Origin of the sequence: Terasakiella brassicae (assembly GCF_014641495.1) — a bacterium.
In the GTDB taxonomy this organism is placed as follows: domain Bacteria; phylum Pseudomonadota; class Alphaproteobacteria; order Rhodospirillales; family Terasakiellaceae; genus Terasakiella; species Terasakiella brassicae.
Window position 1 is genome coordinate 16,956 of record NZ_BMHV01000007.1, and the last position, 16,946, is coordinate 33,901.

The 16,946-nt window shown below is 47.4% G+C and carries 15 protein-coding genes; 10 read left to right on the top strand and 5 right to left on the bottom strand.

What is annotated here, in order from left to right; translation table 11 throughout:
• Positions 1-145 precede the first annotated feature (145 nt).
• From IEW74_RS06070 to IEW74_RS06080, 3 genes are all read left to right on the top strand, one after another.
• Positions 146-1,999 (top strand): DUF294 nucleotidyltransferase-like domain-containing protein, encoded by a 1,854-nt coding sequence (locus IEW74_RS06070; protein WP_188662785.1) that lies wholly within the window; start codon positions 146-148, stop codon positions 1,997-1,999.
• A gap of 77 nt (positions 2,000-2,076) precedes the next feature.
• Positions 2,077-2,775, top strand: coding sequence for an exonuclease domain-containing protein (locus tag IEW74_RS06075; RefSeq protein ID WP_188662787.1), 699 nt, complete (start codon positions 2,077-2,079; stop codon positions 2,773-2,775).
• A gap of 97 nt (positions 2,776-2,872) precedes the next feature.
• Positions 2,873-3,388 (top strand): hypothetical protein, encoded by a 516-nt coding sequence (locus IEW74_RS06080; protein ID WP_188662789.1) that lies wholly within the window; start codon positions 2,873-2,875, stop codon positions 3,386-3,388.
• A gap of 13 nt (positions 3,389-3,401) precedes the next feature.
• On the opposite strand, the gene IEW74_RS06085 is transcribed toward IEW74_RS06080, so the two are convergent.
• Positions 3,402-3,812: a bacteriohemerythrin gene (locus IEW74_RS06085; protein WP_188662791.1), complete on the bottom strand. Its 411-nt coding sequence runs from the start codon at positions 3,810-3,812 to the stop codon at positions 3,402-3,404.
• A 69-nt stretch (positions 3,813-3,881) separates the two neighbouring features.
• Positions 3,882-4,976 (bottom strand): tRNA dihydrouridine(20/20a) synthase DusA, encoded by a 1,095-nt coding sequence (gene dusA / locus IEW74_RS06090; RefSeq protein WP_308419085.1) that lies wholly within the window; start codon positions 4,974-4,976, stop codon positions 3,882-3,884.
• A 171-nt stretch (positions 4,977-5,147) separates the two neighbouring features.
• Between dusA and IEW74_RS06095 the strand changes: the two genes are divergently transcribed.
• On the top strand, positions 5,148-6,245 hold the full coding sequence (locus tag IEW74_RS06095) for a nucleoid-associated protein (RefSeq protein WP_188662793.1): 1,098 nt from the start codon (positions 5,148-5,150) through the stop codon (positions 6,243-6,245).
• Positions 6,242-7,222, top strand: coding sequence for a GTP pyrophosphokinase (locus IEW74_RS06100; RefSeq protein WP_188662795.1), 981 nt, complete (start codon positions 6,242-6,244; stop codon positions 7,220-7,222). Before IEW74_RS06095 ends, IEW74_RS06100 begins: the two co-directional genes overlap by 4 nt.
• 155 nt (positions 7,223-7,377) lie before the next feature.
• On the opposite strand, the gene IEW74_RS06105 is transcribed toward IEW74_RS06100, so the two are convergent.
• Positions 7,378-8,322: a glutaminase gene (locus IEW74_RS06105; protein WP_188662797.1), complete on the bottom strand. Its 945-nt coding sequence runs from the start codon at positions 8,320-8,322 to the stop codon at positions 7,378-7,380.
• 216 nt (positions 8,323-8,538) lie between these two features.
• On the opposite strand from IEW74_RS06105, the gene IEW74_RS06110 reads away from it, so the two are divergent.
• The gene (locus IEW74_RS06110; RefSeq protein WP_188662799.1) at positions 8,539-11,271 is read left to right on the top strand and encodes a cation-transporting P-type ATPase; all 2,733 of its coding nucleotides are present in this window, start codon (positions 8,539-8,541) and stop codon (positions 11,269-11,271) included.
• Positions 11,272-11,290: 19 nt separating this feature from the next.
• On the opposite strand, the gene IEW74_RS06115 is transcribed toward IEW74_RS06110, so the two are convergent.
• The gene (locus IEW74_RS06115; protein ID WP_188662801.1) at positions 11,291-11,497 is read right to left on the bottom strand and encodes a dodecin; all 207 of its coding nucleotides are present in this window, start codon (positions 11,495-11,497) and stop codon (positions 11,291-11,293) included.
• Positions 11,498-12,032: 535 nt separating this feature from the next.
• Between IEW74_RS06115 and IEW74_RS06120 the strand changes: the two genes are divergently transcribed.
• Together IEW74_RS06120 and IEW74_RS06125 are read left to right on the top strand one after the other, a co-directional pair.
• Positions 12,033-12,560: a PAS domain-containing protein gene (locus IEW74_RS06120; protein WP_188662803.1), complete on the top strand. Its 528-nt coding sequence runs from the start codon at positions 12,033-12,035 to the stop codon at positions 12,558-12,560.
• On the top strand, positions 12,538-13,839 hold the full coding sequence (locus IEW74_RS06125) for a methyl-accepting chemotaxis protein (protein ID WP_188662805.1): 1,302 nt from the start codon (positions 12,538-12,540) through the stop codon (positions 13,837-13,839). The genes IEW74_RS06120 and IEW74_RS06125 overlap by 23 nt, the downstream gene beginning before the upstream one ends.
• Positions 13,840-13,904: 65 nt before the next feature.
• Here IEW74_RS06125 and IEW74_RS06130 read toward each other — a convergent pair whose 3' ends face one another.
• Positions 13,905-14,735 (bottom strand): universal stress protein, encoded by an 831-nt coding sequence (locus tag IEW74_RS06130; RefSeq protein ID WP_188662807.1) that lies wholly within the window; start codon positions 14,733-14,735, stop codon positions 13,905-13,907.
• A gap of 260 nt (positions 14,736-14,995) precedes the next feature.
• Between IEW74_RS06130 and hemA the strand changes: the two genes are divergently transcribed.
• Together hemA and IEW74_RS06140 are read left to right on the top strand one after the other, a co-directional pair.
• The gene (hemA, locus tag IEW74_RS06135; protein WP_188662809.1) at positions 14,996-16,210 is read left to right on the top strand and encodes a 5-aminolevulinate synthase; all 1,215 of its coding nucleotides are present in this window, start codon (positions 14,996-14,998) and stop codon (positions 16,208-16,210) included.
• A 64-nt stretch (positions 16,211-16,274) separates the two neighbouring features.
• Positions 16,275-16,943 (top strand): hypothetical protein, encoded by a 669-nt coding sequence (locus IEW74_RS06140; protein ID WP_308419086.1) that lies wholly within the window; start codon positions 16,275-16,277, stop codon positions 16,941-16,943.
• Positions 16,944-16,946: the final 3 nt, after the last annotated feature.

Genomic DNA, 16,946 nt, shown 5'->3' on the forward strand with positions numbered 1-16,946 from the left:
ATTTTTATTCTCCCTATTCAGAAAATGCATATCCGATCCGATAGGGTATCGCTTGACGAATGGTGGGAAAGAATTCAATCTACAACAAATTCATACTAGGCTGTATGAGATTTAGTATTCTTTCCATGTTGCAGGGGGGCACTATATGGACATTGAACTTATCGAGATCCGGGATTTTTTAAAACAACATCATCCTTTTGATCTGTTGCCGAAAGAGGCGTTGGAAAAACTGCCGAAAAGCATTGAGGTCCGTTATGCCCGACGGGGAACGGTTTTGTTTGAACCGGGTGAAGAAAATAAGTTCTTGTGGGTTGTACGCACAGGCGCTGTGGAAACATTGGACCCGGAAGGTAACCTGCTTGCGCGTTTGTCCGAAGGGGAATGTTTTGGTGTACGTGCGATTTTGCGTGGTGGCATTGCGGTAAACCGTTGTGAAGCGATTGAGGACAGCCTGCTGTATTTGATGCCGGTAACGGAATTCGACCGTTTGCGTGAAGCTTATCCGCAATTTGCCTTCTTTTTCTCCCCGATGGGCGGTGATCGTTTGCGTTCTGCACGCGAATTGGCGGAAACAGGCGGTGAAAACGGCATGGGGTTAATGTCGGCAAAGGTGCGCGACATGTTGAAACGCCCCCCGGTGACGACATCTGCCGATGTTACCATTCAACAAGCTGCCCAGCAAATGTCCAAAGAAGGGGTATCCTGCCTTTTGGTCACGGATGGCGGGAAATTGATCGGGATCGTTACCGACAAGGATTTACGCAACCGGGTGGTCGCCAAGGGCATTGCCTATGATCACCCCTTGTCTGAAATTATGACAACCGATCCGATTTTCATTCAGGCCGATGATTATCTTTTTGATGCCTTGCTGACGATGTCTCGCAGTAATATTCGCCACTTGCCTATTATTGATAATGACGAGGTTGCAGGCGTTGTCACCACGACAAATATTATTCAAAAACAAACGACCTCGATGGTTTATCTGGTGGGCGATATTTATAAACGCAACAGTATCGCCGGCTTGCGCGAGGTTGTGAAACAGGTCCCGGCAATGGTGATGAATTTGGTGGATACTGGGGCGAGTGCCCATAATATCGGCCATGTGGTCTCAACCGTTACCGATGCAATCGCCACACGTTTGTTGCAATTGGCAGAAGAAAAATTCGGTGAACCACCTGTCCCTTACTCGTGGATTGTTGTCGGTTCCGAAGCACGCCATGAACAGACCGCGTTGTCCGACCAGGATAACGGACTGATCTTGCATGACAGCTACGACGAAGCCCGGCATGGGGAGTATTTCCGCAATCTTTCGAAATTTGTCAGTGATGGCTTGAATGATTGTGGGTACATCTATTGTCCGGGGGATGTGATGGCGACCAATGATAAATGGCGCCAACCTTTATCGCAGTGGAAAAAATATTTTGCCAAGTGGATCGATACACCGGAACCCGAAGCCCTGATGCTGTCCAGTGTCTTTTTCGATATGCGCAGTATTTACGGGGATGAAAGCCTCTATACGAATTTGCGTGAATTCGTTCTGAAAAAAGCCACCGGCAATCGTATTTTCCTGTCTTTCATGGCGGGCAACGCTTTGACACACCAACCGCCGCTTGGCTTTTTCAAGAATTTTGTGCTTATTCGCGGGGGGGAAAATGATCATACTTTCGATCTCAAACACAATGGGGTTGTGCCGATTATCGATCTTGCGCGGACCTATGCGTTGGATGCGGGATTGAGCGAGGTAAATACCGAAGATCGTTTGAAAGCGGCTGTTGAAAAGAAAATTATCAGTCAAGCGGGCGCAAATGATTTGTTGGATGCGCTGGAATTCATTAGTATTACACGCTTGCGCCACCAAGCCAGACAAATCCGCAATTCGCAAAAAGCGGATAACTTTATGCCACCGGATGATATGTCGCATTTTGAGCGCAACCATCTAAAGGATGCCTTCAATGTGGTGAAAACCATGCAGTCGGCTTTAGCTTCTGCCTATACCTAGAACATTTTAATTTAACGCAAATGCATCGTCGCAGGTTGACATAACCAGCTCGGGATTTGCTCTAAGAGACGACTGTTATGTGGAAAAGAATATTCGGCCCGGACCTGCGTCGAGAATGGTATCTGCTCAAGATGCCGGAAGGGCCGATGAAACAATTTTATCGAAAACCGATCCCCTGGCCGGAGACCGATTACCGGGAACTGGAATATCTGTGCATTGATCTGGAGCTAACCGGATTAAACCCGCTTACCGATGAAATCCTCAGCATCGGTTTTGCGCCTATTGTCGATCAAAATGTGATTTTATCTGAATCTGCGCATTATTTGGTGCGTCCGTCAGGGGATTTACCGGAAAACTCGGTTGTTGTGCATGGTCTGACGGATGACCGTCTCGCCGAGGCGGAGCCACTGGAAAATGTTTTACCACATGTTTTGATGGCCTTGTCCGGGCGGGTTCTGCTGGCCCATCACGCACCGATTGAACTGGGGTTTCTGAATGTTGCCTGTGAACGGCTTTATGGGTATCCGTTGTTGACACGGGCGGTCGATACGCTTGAGCTTGAAAAACGCAATCGTTTACAACGCAATCAGCCGATTGATGGCGGTGTCCTCAGGCTGGCGAAGGCGCGCGAAACGTATAATTTGCCACGTTACAGGGCGCATAACGCTTTGGTGGACGCGGTTGCCTCCGGTGAATTGTTCCTTGCTCAAGCTGCCCATAAGGCGGCGAAGGGTGAAAAATTGATGCTGCGTGAACTTATGTTCAAAAATCGTTAAAAAAGTGGCGGATTTGATAGGAAAAGCTTGAGTTTTTTCTACTTTCTGCGCATTTTCTCAGACCTAGTTTTTTAAGAACGAGAAAAGATTTTTTCCTATGTGGGATATTATTATTGCGCTTTGTTTGGTTGCGGTTGTTTGTGGGCCTGTTTGGGCGATTTCGCGTTATTTACGTGTTGATCTGCCCAAGTTTGTTTTACCGATGCTGGCCGGGATTTCCTTACTCACTTTCAATGCGTATATGCGCTACACATGGGGGGATCGCACGGCGGCGGCCTTTCCGCCCGAAGTCGTTGTGTTAAAAGAATATCGTTTCTCTTCCATCTTTGAACCGTGGACCTATCTGGTGCCGCGCGTTTCACATTTTATTGCGGCTGATACCACGCAAACACGCACCAACGAAGAACATCCTGAAATCATCATGGGGGCAACCGTTATGATGCAGGAACATCAGGAAACATTGAATATGACGGTGCTGGTGAATTGCGAGAAAGATATTGTTGCGGTATTGCCGACCAAGCAAATTGCACAAGGCCAAAATCCGCTGGAACTGGCCCAATGGTCCGGGAAGAACGAGTTCCCTTATATCGCGGATTTTTATTGCAAGAAATAATTGTTCTTAAGGATTATAAAGTGCCTTGCTTGATATAATCGCGGATTTTCAAGTCTTTTTCGACCATATGCTTGACGATCAGGGCACGCAGAAAGTTGACGGAAGGCGAAATTTCGTCCCCGCCTTTGCCGTCTTGCAAATCCTTGAGGATCAAATCAGCATCTTGGCGCAGAATTTCGTGATGTTCTTTGTGGGCGCTATATTCCGGGAAGCCGATATTTTTCATAATCTGTTCTTCATAAGCAAAATGTTTAAGTGTTTCACTTATGATGTATGTGTACTGTTCAACGAGAACAGTTTGCGATGAACCTGTTTCCATCACATCAATAAACTCGTTGAACAACTGGAAAAGCGCAGCGTGTTGTTCATCGAGGCTGAGAATCTCGGTACTGAGTTTCTCATTCCAGTCGATCTTCTTGGGCACGAGTAGGTCTTCCTAAAATTTTGGCGCATACTGCCTGCATTTTAGAATCATTTCAAGTACAAAACGGGTTTATTCAATCAACCGGGCGGCTTGGCGAATGACATCGCCGTTGGCTTGGGGGTGGAACATATGTTCACTCAGGTAACGCCGCCATGCTTTGGCCCCGCGTTCCCCTTGGAACAGGCCAAACAGATGCTTCGCCATATGCCGGACATAAACGTCATTGGCAACTTTGTCATCGACATAAGGCAGAAAGGCAGTAAGCGCCTCTTCACGGGTGATCACAGGGCGTGTGTCGCCGTAAATCAACTGGTCGGCATTTGCCATGATATAGGGCGTTTCATAAGCCGCGCGCCCGATCATCACGCCATCAACTTTGTCCAGATGGCTGGCGGCTTCTTCAACCGTTTGAATGCCACCGTTGAGGATAATCTCAAGATGTGGGAAATCTTTTTTGACCATATGCACGATATCGTGACGCAGGGGCGGGATCTCCCGGTTTTGTTTGGGGCTTAAGCCTTTCAGCCATGCCTTGCGCGCATGAATGATAAAGGTTTCGCACCCGGTTTGCGCCACCCGCTCAATAAAGGTACAGAGCAATTCATAACTATCCAGATCATCAATGCCAATGCGGTGCTTGATGGTGACGGGGATATCACTGGCATCCTGCATCGCCTTGATGCAATCAGCCACCAAATCAGGTTCTGCCATCAAACAGGCACCAAATCGCCCGGCACTGACCCGATCACTGGGGCAGCCAACGTTCAAATTAAACTCGTCATAACCCCATTCTTTTGCGATTTTACAACATTGCGCCAACTGCGCCGGATCACTACCGCCCAGTTGCAAGGCAATGGGATGCTCAATATCGCTGTAATCCAAAAACCGCCCGGGTCCGTCCTTGCTGAAAATAATCGCCGGAGCGACAACCATTTCCGTATAAAGTAACGTTTGTTTGGTCAACCCCCGCATAAAGACCCGCTGATGACGATCCGTCCACTCCATCATCGGGGCAACGGATAGCCTGCGGTCTACCTTCCCCTGTTTTCTGGGTGTATTGCTAGACTTTGGCATTTGGTTGGACACGGTGCAGGCTTTCAACAATGGCAGAAAAGAGGATTTTTTCAGGGCAGTGGCTACAAAAAAGACGGGACGATTAGGCATTTTCCGCCCTGTGTTTAGTCTAAAACGTAGTGAATTTAAACCAATATATAAGAGCAAAACACGGAAATGTGGAAAACACTACTTGGTAGTAAATTTTTTGCCATCAAAGATTGATCTTGAGTTTTTTCAGTATATGTTGTTGCATGGTTGTGGCAACGACAGGGGAATAAGATGATTTTTGAGAATTTGACCATTCGGCGTCTTATCATTCACGAGGTTTTTAAAAGAGATCATCAAAAAAATACTGTGCAACCAATATATGGGGATCAGCTTATTGCTTTGGGTGATGATGCTCTTGCTGCTTTACGTACAAGGGTTATTCATACGATGGGGCGCGCTTCAAAGAATGTTGAAATGGAGATTGGAAATACGGACCCTGGCGGTTTGTTTTCTTTATCCAAGGAATTAATGTCACTAGATGATAATGAATTCATTTTGAGGTCTCGAAATGCAGCAAATCAATTATCATCAGCACAAACACGTCGTGATACTCCAGGCGGGATTTTGGTCGTATTCTCTGGTGTTGTGGATTATCCTGAAAAAAATGTAATTGGTTTCATTAAGGCCGAGCCACACAATGGTTTTACTCGTGTGAATCAGGATGACCATTTGTCTTTAGCATTTATTGAGGACTTGATTCTAACCCCTCAAGCTAAATTATATAAAATCGGTGTCTTTCTTGAAATGGATCCAGATCTTGCGACTAACGAAAATCCATCAAATGGCTATCGGGCATTTATCTATGACGAGAATATGTCTCCGAAAAACCCTGATAATGCAGCTCAATATTTTTATGAAGGTTTTCTAGGGTGTGCTTTTCCAGAGTCTAGTGCTCGATTGACCAGAGAGTTTCATCATTTAACTAAAAATTTCATTTATGAATTAGACATACCGGAAGAAGAAAAAATCGGTTTGCATCAGTCGCTGTATTCCTATTTGAAATTAGATCAAGGACAGACAGTCCACGTTGGAACATATGCGAATACATATCTTCGCGATGATGCAATGAGAGACGCATACGAAGCATTCATGAGGCAGAAAGAGTTTCCTCAAAATGCGATTGCTAAAGATTTGACTCAGGTAGAGCTGCATTTACAGCAAAGAAAGATAAGTTTTCGTAGAGGCGTTAAATTAACTGCACCAGCAGACCGGTTTGCAAATCTAATTGAGATTGAACAGATCGATGGAGTTCAGGGTGATGGGGGAGAGGGAGAGGTTCCTAATTGGACACGCATCACTGTTAAAGATATGATTGCATCACAAGAATGATGGAAATAGAGTTTATTAGGCGGTGGGATAGTGAGAAAACCGAGTACTCGAATTGGGGAGGTTTTGTTCAAAAGGAAATTGAGACAAAATTACAAGAGAAATTCAATTTAGATACGGGCTACTTTTTAAAAGTGCCAAGTATGCCGCGGGTTAAAGAAACAAGTTCTTTAATTGAGAAAGCCTTTCATAGGGGCAAAGACTATGAGAATCCCTATGATGATATCACCGATAAGGTTGGTGTTAGATTCGTTGTCTTATTGTCTACGGATATTCAAAAGATTAATCGGGTTGTTGAGGATTCAGAATATTGGCAATGGTCCCGTGATCGTGATTTTGAAAAAGAACGAGAAGACAAGCCGGAGCTATTTGATTATCAATCAGTCCATTATATCGTGACATCAACGCCAGAGGCAGCTCTTGCAAATGGCACTTTCAGTGCACATTTACCTTGTGAAGTTCAAATTCGAACATTAATGCAACATGCTTATAGCGAATTGACGCATGATGCCATTTATAAGCCTAAAACAGCTGCTACACCTATAGCTAAACGCTATTGCGCTAGGGCTATGGCTTTAATTGAGACTGCTGATGAATGCTTCTTGGGTGTCATGAAGCAGCTCGAGGTGGTCAATAAACCGATTGTTGACGCTATGAAAATGCTCGAACAAAAATATAAAGATATTGTTGGGTCAGAGCCTGATTGTTCGAAATTCAACAGTTTTATCTTGGATGAATTTGTTGACAAAATTAATGATGCTCTCGATGGTCGTTTGGACGATTTTCTGAAAGAAAGGCCGTTCGTTATTGCAAATATTAAGAAACGTGCAGTAGATGACTTCATCTACAGGCAGCCCGTTGTATTATTTATCTATCTGCTGGCATATCTAGAGCCTAGGCAGACAAAAATACGATGGCCGCTCACAGAAGCGGAAATACAGCCAATTCTTGATGATTTAGGAATTGCATCTGAGTTCTGATTTTGGAAAATTAACAGCGGTTGCGTAAATGCAATCTAAGAGGTTATTTCTTTGTTCAGGTTGCAGTATTCGTCCTATCCATCATGGGTGCCCCCTCAAGCGATGATCCCGTTTCTTCAATATCCAGTCATAGCGACTTCGCACGAAAAAAACACTCAGGCCGGGCTGCCGAAAACGGACCAGTTGTAGTGGGTGGAGAGGTCTTCCAGGGCTTGGGTACCGAGCAGGGAGTTTCCACATGAATCAAGGCCCGGGGACCAGACGGCGATAGAGGCCTGATTGGGGACGATGGCAAGGATGCCGCCGCCGACACCGCTTTTACCGGGAATGCCGACACGATAGGCGAATTCGCCCGATCCATCGTAATGGCCGCAGGTCATCATTAAGGAATTGATCGAACGCACCCTTTGTTTGTCGATCATATGATGTTTATCAGTACCACCACTGAGAAAACGCCCGGCGCGGGCCAGTTGTTCACAACTCATTTCAATGGCGCATTGGTGAAAGTACGTGCCCAATGTGCAATCACAATCGTTTTCAATATTCCCCATAGATTTCATAAAATGGGCGAGGGAGTAATTGCGGTGTCCGGTCTGATTTTCAGATTTTGCCACGGCCTCGTTAATATAGATATCGTCATCTGAGGCCGCCGCGCGTACAAACATCAGGATTTCCGCCAAGGCTTCTTTTGGGGTGCTGCCGCTCAGGATACTGTCGGTGGTGACAATGGCCCCGGCGTTAATGAAGGGATTGCGCGGAATGCCCTGTTCGGTTTCCAGTTGAATGATGGAATTGAACGGATTGCCCGATGGTTCCTTGCGCACACGTTGCCACAGTTTATCGCCCAAACGCCCCAAGGCAATGGCAAGGGTAAAGACTTTGGAGATGCTTTGAATGGAAAATTTGGTGGTGGAATTCCCCGTGCTGAATTGCCGTCCGTCATTAAAACAAATGCTGAGGGCAAATTGATCGGGGTCCACGCGGGCCAATTCGGGAATATAGTCGGCAACCGAGCCTTTTTGTGGCGTTTTTTGCAGGCGCGTACCCAGTTTGTCCAAAAAAAGCTGTAAATCCTGCGGGTGTTTGTCTGTAACGGACATGACGTGCGTCACCTATCCTCTATTCTGAATGTGAAGGCAAAAGGCATGGCATGTTCACGAAGGGATGTCCACTATATTTGACCTATTGGTACTACCTATTTGATGTCGGACCTTTTCCATTTACTTTTTTCGATTACGATTTTATGCTGCATAGCAGCAACAGGAATGAAGAGATAATGCCTATTGATGAGGGCATATTGATCAGATGGGAAGATGATGGAAAAGCCGAACGCGGATATGAGCCAAAAATCGTGGCACACGTTATCTAGTGAAAATGCGTTGGAACTTCTCAATGTTTCAACGGGTGGACTGTCGCATGACGAAGCGACAAAGCGGCTTGAGGAATATGGGGCTAACCGCTTGCCGGAAGCCGCCCGACGCAGTGGGTTTATGCGGTTTTTGCTGCAATTTCATAATATTCTGATTTATGTTCTGATTGGTTCTGCTGTGATTACAGCGGTGTTCGAACACTGGATCGATATGGGCGTCATTCTGGCGGTGGTTGTCGCCAATGCCGTCATCGGTTTCATTCAGGAAGGCAAGGCGGAAAAGGCGATGGACGCAATCCGCTATATGCTGGCGCCTCGTGCCAATGTGCTTCGTGATGGGGAAAGGTATAGTATTGAAGGGGATGGCCTTGTTCCCGGTGATATTGTCTTACTTGAAGCGGGGGATAAAGTGCCCGCTGACCTGCGACTTTTGAGCGCACATGGCTTGTCGGTACAGGAGTCAATTCTAACCGGTGAGTCCGTACCTGTCGATAAACAGACAAATCCGGTTCGCGGGGATGCCGCTCTGGGTGATCGTTCCTGCATGGCATTTTCCGGTACTTTGGTAACCGCTGGTCAGGGCCGTGGGGTTGTCGTCGGCACCGGCAGCCTGACCGAGATCGGGCGCATCAGCGGCCTGCTTTCAGAAGTTGAAACGCTGACCACGCCGCTGGTTGCGCAAATGGGGGTCTTCGCCAAATGGCTGACCCTTCTGATTTTACTGATTGCGGCGCTGTTGCTGGTTTACGGATCTTTTGTCGGTCATTATGAGTTTACAGAGATGTTCATGGCGGTGGTCGGGCTGGCTGTCGCGGCGATTCCCGAAGGTTTGCCTGCCGTTCTGACCATTACGCTGGCGATTGGTGTGCAGGCGATGGCGCGGCGCAACGCCATTGTGCGGCGTTTGCCCGCAATTGAAACATTGGGGGCGGTATCTGTGATCTGCACAGACAAAACCGGGACACTTACACGTAACGAGATGATGGTGGCTTCCGTACTCACCACCAAGCATCTGTTTGCGCTGGAAGGTGATGGGTATGCGCCCAAAGGGTTGCTTAGGCTGGAAGAAACGCAGGTTGCACCGTCTGAACATGCTGTGCTGGAGGAACTCGCACAGGCGGCGGCCCTTTGTAACGATGCGTTCCTGCGCGAACATGACGGCGTCTGGACGGTAGAGGGTGATCCGATGGAAGGTGCGCTGCTTGCGTTTGCCGGGAAAATGGATGTGGATGCCCGCAAAACGCAGGCCGCATGGGCACGTACCGATGCCATCCCGTTTGATGCCAAGCACCGTTTTATGGCGACATTGAATCATAACCATGAACATCATGCCTTCATATTTGTGAAAGGCGCACCGGAACAGGTCCTCGCCATGTGTCAGGATCAACGCAGCATGAACGGAGGATTAGAACCGCTGGATATGGATTACTGGCACGCGGAAGCCGAAGCCATTGCTGCCTTGGGACAACGTGTTCTGACCTTTGCCGTGAAAGCGGTGCCGTCAGAACATACGGTGCTGGAACATAAGGATGTGGACGGGACGCTCACCCTGATTGGCATGACGGGGATGATTGATCCGCCACGCACGGAGGCTATCGCCGCCGTCAAAGAGTGTCATAGTGCCGGGATCCGGGTAAAAATGATTACTGGTGACCATGCGAAAACGGCGGCTGCGATCGGCCAAAAAATCGGTCTGCAAAATCCGGAAAAAGTTCTGAGAGGCAATGATCTTGACGATATGGATGATGCTGTGTTGCGCCAAGCTGTTCTGGATTGTGATATCTTCGCCCGGACCAGCCCGGAACATAAGCTGCGGTTGGTTATGGCCTTGCAATCACATGGGATGACTGTGGCGATGACCGGCGATGGTGTGAATGATGCACCTGCCCTGAAGCGTGCCGATGCGGGGATCGCAATGGGGATGAAGGGCAGCGAGGCGGCAAAGGAAGCGGCGGAACTGGTGCTGGCCGACGATAATTTCGTTTCTATTGCGGCCGCCGTGCGTGAAGGCCGCACCGTTTACGACAACATTAAGAAGGTCATCAGTTGGACGCTTCCTACCAATGCGGGCGAAGCGATGACGATCATTGTGGCGTTACTGGCCGGAATGACGTTGCCGATTACACCTGTTCAAATTCTCTGGGTCAATCTCATTACCGCCATCACACTGGGGATTGCGCTTGCGTTTGAACCGACAGAAGAAAGCACCATGCGTCGTCCGCCGCGCCGCCGCGATGAACCGTTGCTGACCAGCGGGCTTGTTTGGCATATTATACTGGTCTCGACGCTGTTCCTTTGCGGTGTGTTCGGCATGTATCATTATGCGGTTGAGCGGGGCTATTCGGTAGAACTTGCCCGTACCATTGCGCTCAACACGCTGGTTGTGATGGAAATATTCCACCTGTTCTTTATCCGCAATATCTATGGTACCTCGCTTACATGGAAGGCGGTGCGTGGAACCAGGATCGTCTGGGCGGTGGTCCTGATTGTCGCTGTTGCACAGTTCGCCATTACCTATCTACCACTCTTGCAGACGGTCTTTTCTACAAAACCCATCCCCTTTCTGGATGGCATGTTGATTGTTGGTGTTGGCGTGGCGCTGTTTGCAGTTGTGGAAACCGAAAAACAAATTCGCCTTCGGATATCACCGAAAGAGAGGAATGATTATACCGGGGTCTAGGGCGTTGCAGGGGCGCCCGTTATTCCAGTCTAAAACCCACCTTGAGGACAACCTGATAATGACCGACTTTGCCATCGGTGATATGTCCACGGGTTTCCTTGACCTCAAACCAATCCATATTCTTGATGCTTTTGGAGGCTTTGGCCAGTGCAGTGTCGATGGCGTCTTCGATGCTGTCTTTTGAGGAACCGACAATTTCGACTTTTTTATAGACATGATCGCTCATTTTACATTCCCTGTTTCTAAATTTCGAAATAGCTTATCTACATCATATAAGTTTTTAAATACCTTTTTACAGGGAAAAATTTGCTGGTGCGTATGATTCGCAAATAAAACATAACCTGAAATTGATTTATCTTTTTGTTTTTTATTAAAGGATAAAATTTTGGTCTTTTTTGAATAAAAATCCTCCTTCCAATTGTGATTTTTTTTATTTTATTCGCTTGCCATGTTTGTCTGGTCAAATGCCATAAATATATAACAATAATTTATGTGTGAAAATTTTAAAGGGCTTAAGGCACACAGAAAACAATTACATACAAATATCTTTATAATCATTCTCAAATTACATTCCAGTTGAGGAAATAGTGGTAGGACATCTCTTTGTTGCATTGCAAAAGTCACTGAAACTTATACATTATTTTAAATTGATTAGAGTTAATGTAAATTACAACAAACAACTGGAGTAATGGATTATTAAAGAATATAACCTACCCTGTAAGTATATTATATTTTTGTATAGGTCTTGAACGGAGTATCTGATGGGCGGTCTATCCGAAGCTTTAACAGGTGTTGAACGCACCTTTAAGGAAGACGAAATTATCGTGAGCAAAACGGATATGAAAGGTCGGATTGTATATACCAACCAGGCGTTTCTAACGGTTGCTGATTATACGGAAAAAGAAATGTTGGGGCAGCCCCATAGCGTGATCCGTCATCCGGATATGCCGCGATGTGTCTTTAAGCTTTTATGGGATACGATTTCACAGGGAAAAGAGATTTTTGCCTATGTGATGAACCGAACCAAACACGGCGACCATTACTGGGTTCTTGCCCATGTGACACCAACGTTTGAAGAAGATGGAAAAACGCTCAGGGGATATCATTCCAGTCGGCGTGTACCTGACCGCGATGCCTTGGAAAAAATTAAGCCGCTTTATGCAGAATTGCTACGCGAAGAACAACGTCATCCCAATAAAAAAGACGGCATGAATGCCGCTTATCAATTATTGATCGGAAAACTTGCAGATGCAGGAATGGAATACGATGAATTTATTCTCTCGCTCTAAGGCGGAAAGATATTCGCTGATCGCATTAACAATTACCCTGATTGCCACGGTTTATCTGTTTATCACGCAGGGTGTTTCTGCGGGCCTTGTTGGATTGGGGATCGTCCTCTTTCAATCTTTGTCTTTATATCGGACCGTTCAGGCGAATAATCTGGTGGAAAGAATTCGTCATGTGGCGCGCGAAGCGGCCTGCGGGCGCATGGATGCGCGCGTTTTGAATATTGAGGGAAACGGCAATATTCATAAACTGATGCATGATATCAATCACTTGCTCGATCAAACCGAGGCTTTTGCCAAAGAAGCCGGTGCGGCGCTGGAATATGCGGCAAAGGGCCGTTATTTCCGCAAAATCATTTTACGCGGTATGAATGGTGATTTTATCACCCATGCGGGCGTTGTGAATAATGGTTTAAATGCGATGGGGCAGAAAACCCGCGATTTTGTTGAAGGGGCCAGTAAGATCGGGTCCAACATCAAGGGGGTCGTCAGCGGGGTTTCTTCTGCGGCACAGGAACTGGATGCATCCTCGCAATCGCTTGCCCATTTGGCGGAACAAACCAGTGCCTTGTCTGAAACGGTGCGCGCAGCAGCCAACAGTGCCTTTGGCAATGTGGAAAGTGTAGCCGCAGCCACGGAAGAATTTAACGCCTCTATCCATGAAATTCATTCACAGGTTACCCGCTCTGCCCAAATGGCATCGGCCGCCGTACAATCTGCCGCGCAAGCCAGTGATGTCATTGAAACGTTGCATGAAGCCACAGGCCGCATTAACGAGGTGGTGAGCTTGATTAATGATATTGCCGAACAGACCAATATGCTGGCCTTGAACGCAACCATTGAGGCGGCAAGGGCAGGGGAGGCCGGTAAAGGCTTTGCGGTTGTTGCCGGTGAAGTTAAAAATCTTTCCAACCAAACGTCACGCGCAACACAGGAAATTACCGGGCAGGTTCAGGCCATGAAAAAGGCAACGGATTCTGCTGTTGAAGCCATTCAGGCCATTAGCCAGTCTATTGAAGATATCGACGCAACAGCTGGTGATATTGCGGCGACCGTAGAACAGCAAAGCGCGGTGGTCAAAGAAATCAGTGCCAATTCGCAATATGCGGTTTCCGAGGTAAGTACCGTTGCCTCAACCATTGGCGAAGTGGCGGACGGGGCATCGGAGTCCAATTCTGCCGTTACGCAAATTCGGGCCGCAGCCAGTGAGCTGGCACAACAATCACAGTTACTTTCCGATGATGTCGGTGGTTTTGTGGATCGGGTGGTTGCTACAAACTAGGCCGGATAAGAAAGGCTACAAAAAATCCCCTGCACGATAGGATCGGCAGGGGATTTTTCTTTGCTCTAGTGCGTCATAAAGACCGGTACGGTCATATGTTTCAGCATATGGCGTGTCACGCCGCCAAGGACAACTTCTCGCCATCTGCGGTGACCATATCCCCCCATGACGATCAGGTCGATCCCGCTGTCGGCGGCATAGGAAAGCAGCGCATCACCGGCAGACAGGTTGCTGGAAGCCAGATGTTCAGCCTCGGCATTGATGTCATGGCGGGCAAGGTGCAGGGAAATATCGGCACCCGGAATATCACCGTGATGAGAATTTTTCGGATCAACGGCAAGGACATCGACCTTATCGGCTTTTTCCATCAGGCAAATGGCATCGTTGACGGCGCGTGTTGCCAAACGGCTGCCATCCCAGGCAACCATAATATGTTTGCCAACCGTTTCAAAGGAACCGGAATGCGGGATAATCAAAACCGGACGACCGGAACGTAAGAGAATTTGATCAGGCATTTCGCTGGCACCCGGGTCTTCAATCGTTTTGGAATCTTTTTGCCCCAAAACGGTGAGGTCGGCGTAACGGGCATGTAACATGACCTGTTCAACCATATCGCCTTCCACGCAGCGCCATTCGGTTGGAACGTTATTGCCGTCTGTTATGGACGCGAACATGGTTTGAATTTCTTTGGCGGCATTTTCAGAAGCCGCAACCTGCGCTTTGATAACCTCTTTGCTCAGTTGTGCTTCGATAAAGCCCGGGATCATTGGCTTTGTCATAACGTAAAGTGCCGTCAAATGGGCATTGTGAAGCTGTGCAAGCTTAAGGGCTGCCTTGATGCGTTCTTTGCAGCTGGGCGAATGATCGACATGCACGAGGATATCTTTGAGGGACATGGGTGTCGTCCTTATTTTTTGTTTTAACAGGGAAGCGTGCGAACCTTTTTTTAAGGGTGGGACGCGATTTTTTATTGGTAATACCTTTATAGTCCCTAATTGTATAAATGTTATGATTTACATCAAGACTTTATTGTGGAATTTGAAAATGAGCATGAAAAAAACAAAAGATGGACACATTGAGGTCACAATCATTGGTTAGGACATTACAGCAGATACAAGGGGTGCCGGGTGCTATCCCCCCGGGTGGAGAACAAAAAATGAATTACGAAAACTTTTTTGCTGAACGTATTGCCGACCTGCAAAACGAAGGCAACTATCGCGTCTTTGCCGATCTGGAACGCAAAGCAGGCGATTTTCCGCATGCAAAGAATTACCGCGCAGATAAAGTTGCGGATGTCACAGTCTGGTGTTCCAACGATTATCTCTGTATGGGGCAGAACAAGGAAGTTTTGGCTGCGATGCATGAAGCATTGGACAAATGCGGTGCGGGCGCGGGTGGAACGCGCAATATTTCCGGGACCAATCACTATCACGTTTTATTAGAAGAAGAACTGGCGAACCTGCATAAAACAGAAGCCGCGCTGGTCTTTACCTCTGGCTATGTCGCCAATTTTACGACCTTGTCGACATTGGGGTCTAAGATGCCGGGAATGTTGATTATTTCTGATGAATTAAACCATAATTCCATGATTGAAGGTATTCGTCTTGGGCGAAGCGAAAAAACGGTTTTCAAACATAATGATTTGGACGATCTGGAACGCATTCTGAAAGAACAGCCCCATGATCGTCCCAAAATGATTGCCTTTGAATCTGTTTATTCGATGGATGGGGATATTGCTCCGATCAAGGAAATTTGTGATCTGGCAGATAAATATAATGCCATGACCTATATTGACGAAGTCCATGCCGTTGGTCTTTATGGTGAACATGGCGCCGGTGTTGCCGAGCGTGAAGGCCTGATGGATCGTTTGACGATTATTCAGGGCACAATGGCGAAAGGTTTCGGTGTTGTCGGCGGCTATATCGCGGGTTCAAAAGCCATGTGCGATTTCGTGCGTTCCTTCGGCCAGGGCTTTATTTTCTCGACTTCTTTACCGCCGGCAGTGGCGGCAGGTTGTCGCGCTTCTATCCGTTATGTGTCCCAGCATAATGAAGTTCGTATCAAACATCAGGCCAACGCCCGTATGTTGCGTGATAAACTGGATGCTGCGGGTATCCCGCATATCGAAAACCCCAGCCATATTGTACCGGTTATGGTGGGGGATCCGGTTTTATGCAAACGCGCCAGCGATATGCTGATGGAAAAATTCAACCATTATGTTCAGCCGATCAATTTCCCAACGGTGCCAAAGGGAACGGAACGTTTGCGCTTTACGCCGTCACCGTTCCATACGGAAGAAATGATGGATGATCTGGTTTCCTGTCTGGTGGACGTCTGGCAATCACTTTCCTTGAAAAAGGCTGCGGCTTAAACATTGACATAAACGTTTAACCTGCAAACTTAAAGGGCGGTATCTGAGGGGGTATCGTCCTTTTTTGTTTCTTGCAAATCGTTCGCAAATCAGGCATATCTCAACTGCATGGCCACAGGTTTTGTGGTATGGTTTTGATCGGGAAGAACAGGATCGCAAAAATATGTATGCTGATAACACATTAACGCCAAAAGAAGCCGTGCGGCTTTGCGCTTTGGGGACATTGGCCCTGAGCAACGAGGCGATGCGTTATAGTGTGCTTGCCCATGCCGCGCGCCATTTTATGAGCCGTGTCACCGGTCCATCATTGGAATTGATGGGAACGTCACTTGAATTGCTGAAGTTTGAAGGATTGATTGCGCCTAGTGATGGTCAAGGCATGGAAGATGATGCCGCGATGGACCTGACCGAAAAAGGCCGGGCGGAGTTGCAGAAATTGTTGACCGCGCGTGTGCGTGCAGAAAGCAACGATCTGAATAAACTGATTATTACGTTGAAATTTCGTTTCCTGCATCTTTTGCCGTTGGAAGAACAATGCAATCAGGTTGATAGCCTGTGTGATGCGGCGCAGGCTGAACTGTCCCGTCTTGGGGATTTGCGCGACAATCATTGTAGTGAAACAGGGCACCTAACGGCTTGGCTGGATCACGATCTGGATTTGGTCGAAAAACGTCTGGAGTGGTTGGAAGGCTTACGCAATGACCTATATGAAAAGGCTTTTCCTAAAACATAAGCG

Excerpts from the sequence above, each read along its gene's own strand:
- IEW74_RS06100 (WP_188662795.1), top strand. The coding sequence starts at position 6,242 with ATGATGGAAATAGAGTTTATTAGGCGGTGGGATAGTGAGAAAACCGAG.
- IEW74_RS06130 (WP_188662807.1), bottom strand. The coding sequence starts at position 14,735 with ATGTCCCTCAAAGATATCCTCGTGCATGTCGATCATTCGCCCAGCTGC.
- IEW74_RS06125 (WP_188662805.1), top strand. The coding sequence starts at position 12,538 with ATGAATTTATTCTCTCGCTCTAAGGCGGAAAGATATTCGCTGATCGCA.
- IEW74_RS06070 (WP_188662785.1), top strand. The coding sequence starts at position 146 with ATGGACATTGAACTTATCGAGATCCGGGATTTTTTAAAACAACATCAT.
- hemA (WP_188662809.1), top strand. The coding sequence starts at position 14,996 with ATGAATTACGAAAACTTTTTTGCTGAACGTATTGCCGACCTGCAAAAC.
- IEW74_RS06110 (WP_188662799.1), top strand. The coding sequence starts at position 8,539 with ATGGAAAAGCCGAACGCGGATATGAGCCAAAAATCGTGGCACACGTTA.
- IEW74_RS06095 (WP_188662793.1), top strand. The coding sequence starts at position 5,148 with ATGATTTTTGAGAATTTGACCATTCGGCGTCTTATCATTCACGAGGTT.
- dusA (WP_308419085.1), bottom strand. The coding sequence starts at position 4,976 with ATGCCTAATCGTCCCGTCTTTTTTGTAGCCACTGCCCTGAAAAAATCC.
- IEW74_RS06105 (WP_188662797.1), bottom strand. The coding sequence starts at position 8,322 with ATGTCCGTTACAGACAAACACCCGCAGGATTTACAGCTTTTTTTGGAC.
- IEW74_RS06080 (WP_188662789.1), top strand. The coding sequence starts at position 2,873 with ATGTGGGATATTATTATTGCGCTTTGTTTGGTTGCGGTTGTTTGTGGG.
- IEW74_RS06115 (WP_188662801.1), bottom strand. The coding sequence starts at position 11,497 with ATGAGCGATCATGTCTATAAAAAAGTCGAAATTGTCGGTTCCTCAAAA.
- IEW74_RS06075 (WP_188662787.1), top strand. The coding sequence starts at position 2,077 with ATGTGGAAAAGAATATTCGGCCCGGACCTGCGTCGAGAATGGTATCTG.
- IEW74_RS06120 (WP_188662803.1), top strand. The coding sequence starts at position 12,033 with ATGGGCGGTCTATCCGAAGCTTTAACAGGTGTTGAACGCACCTTTAAG.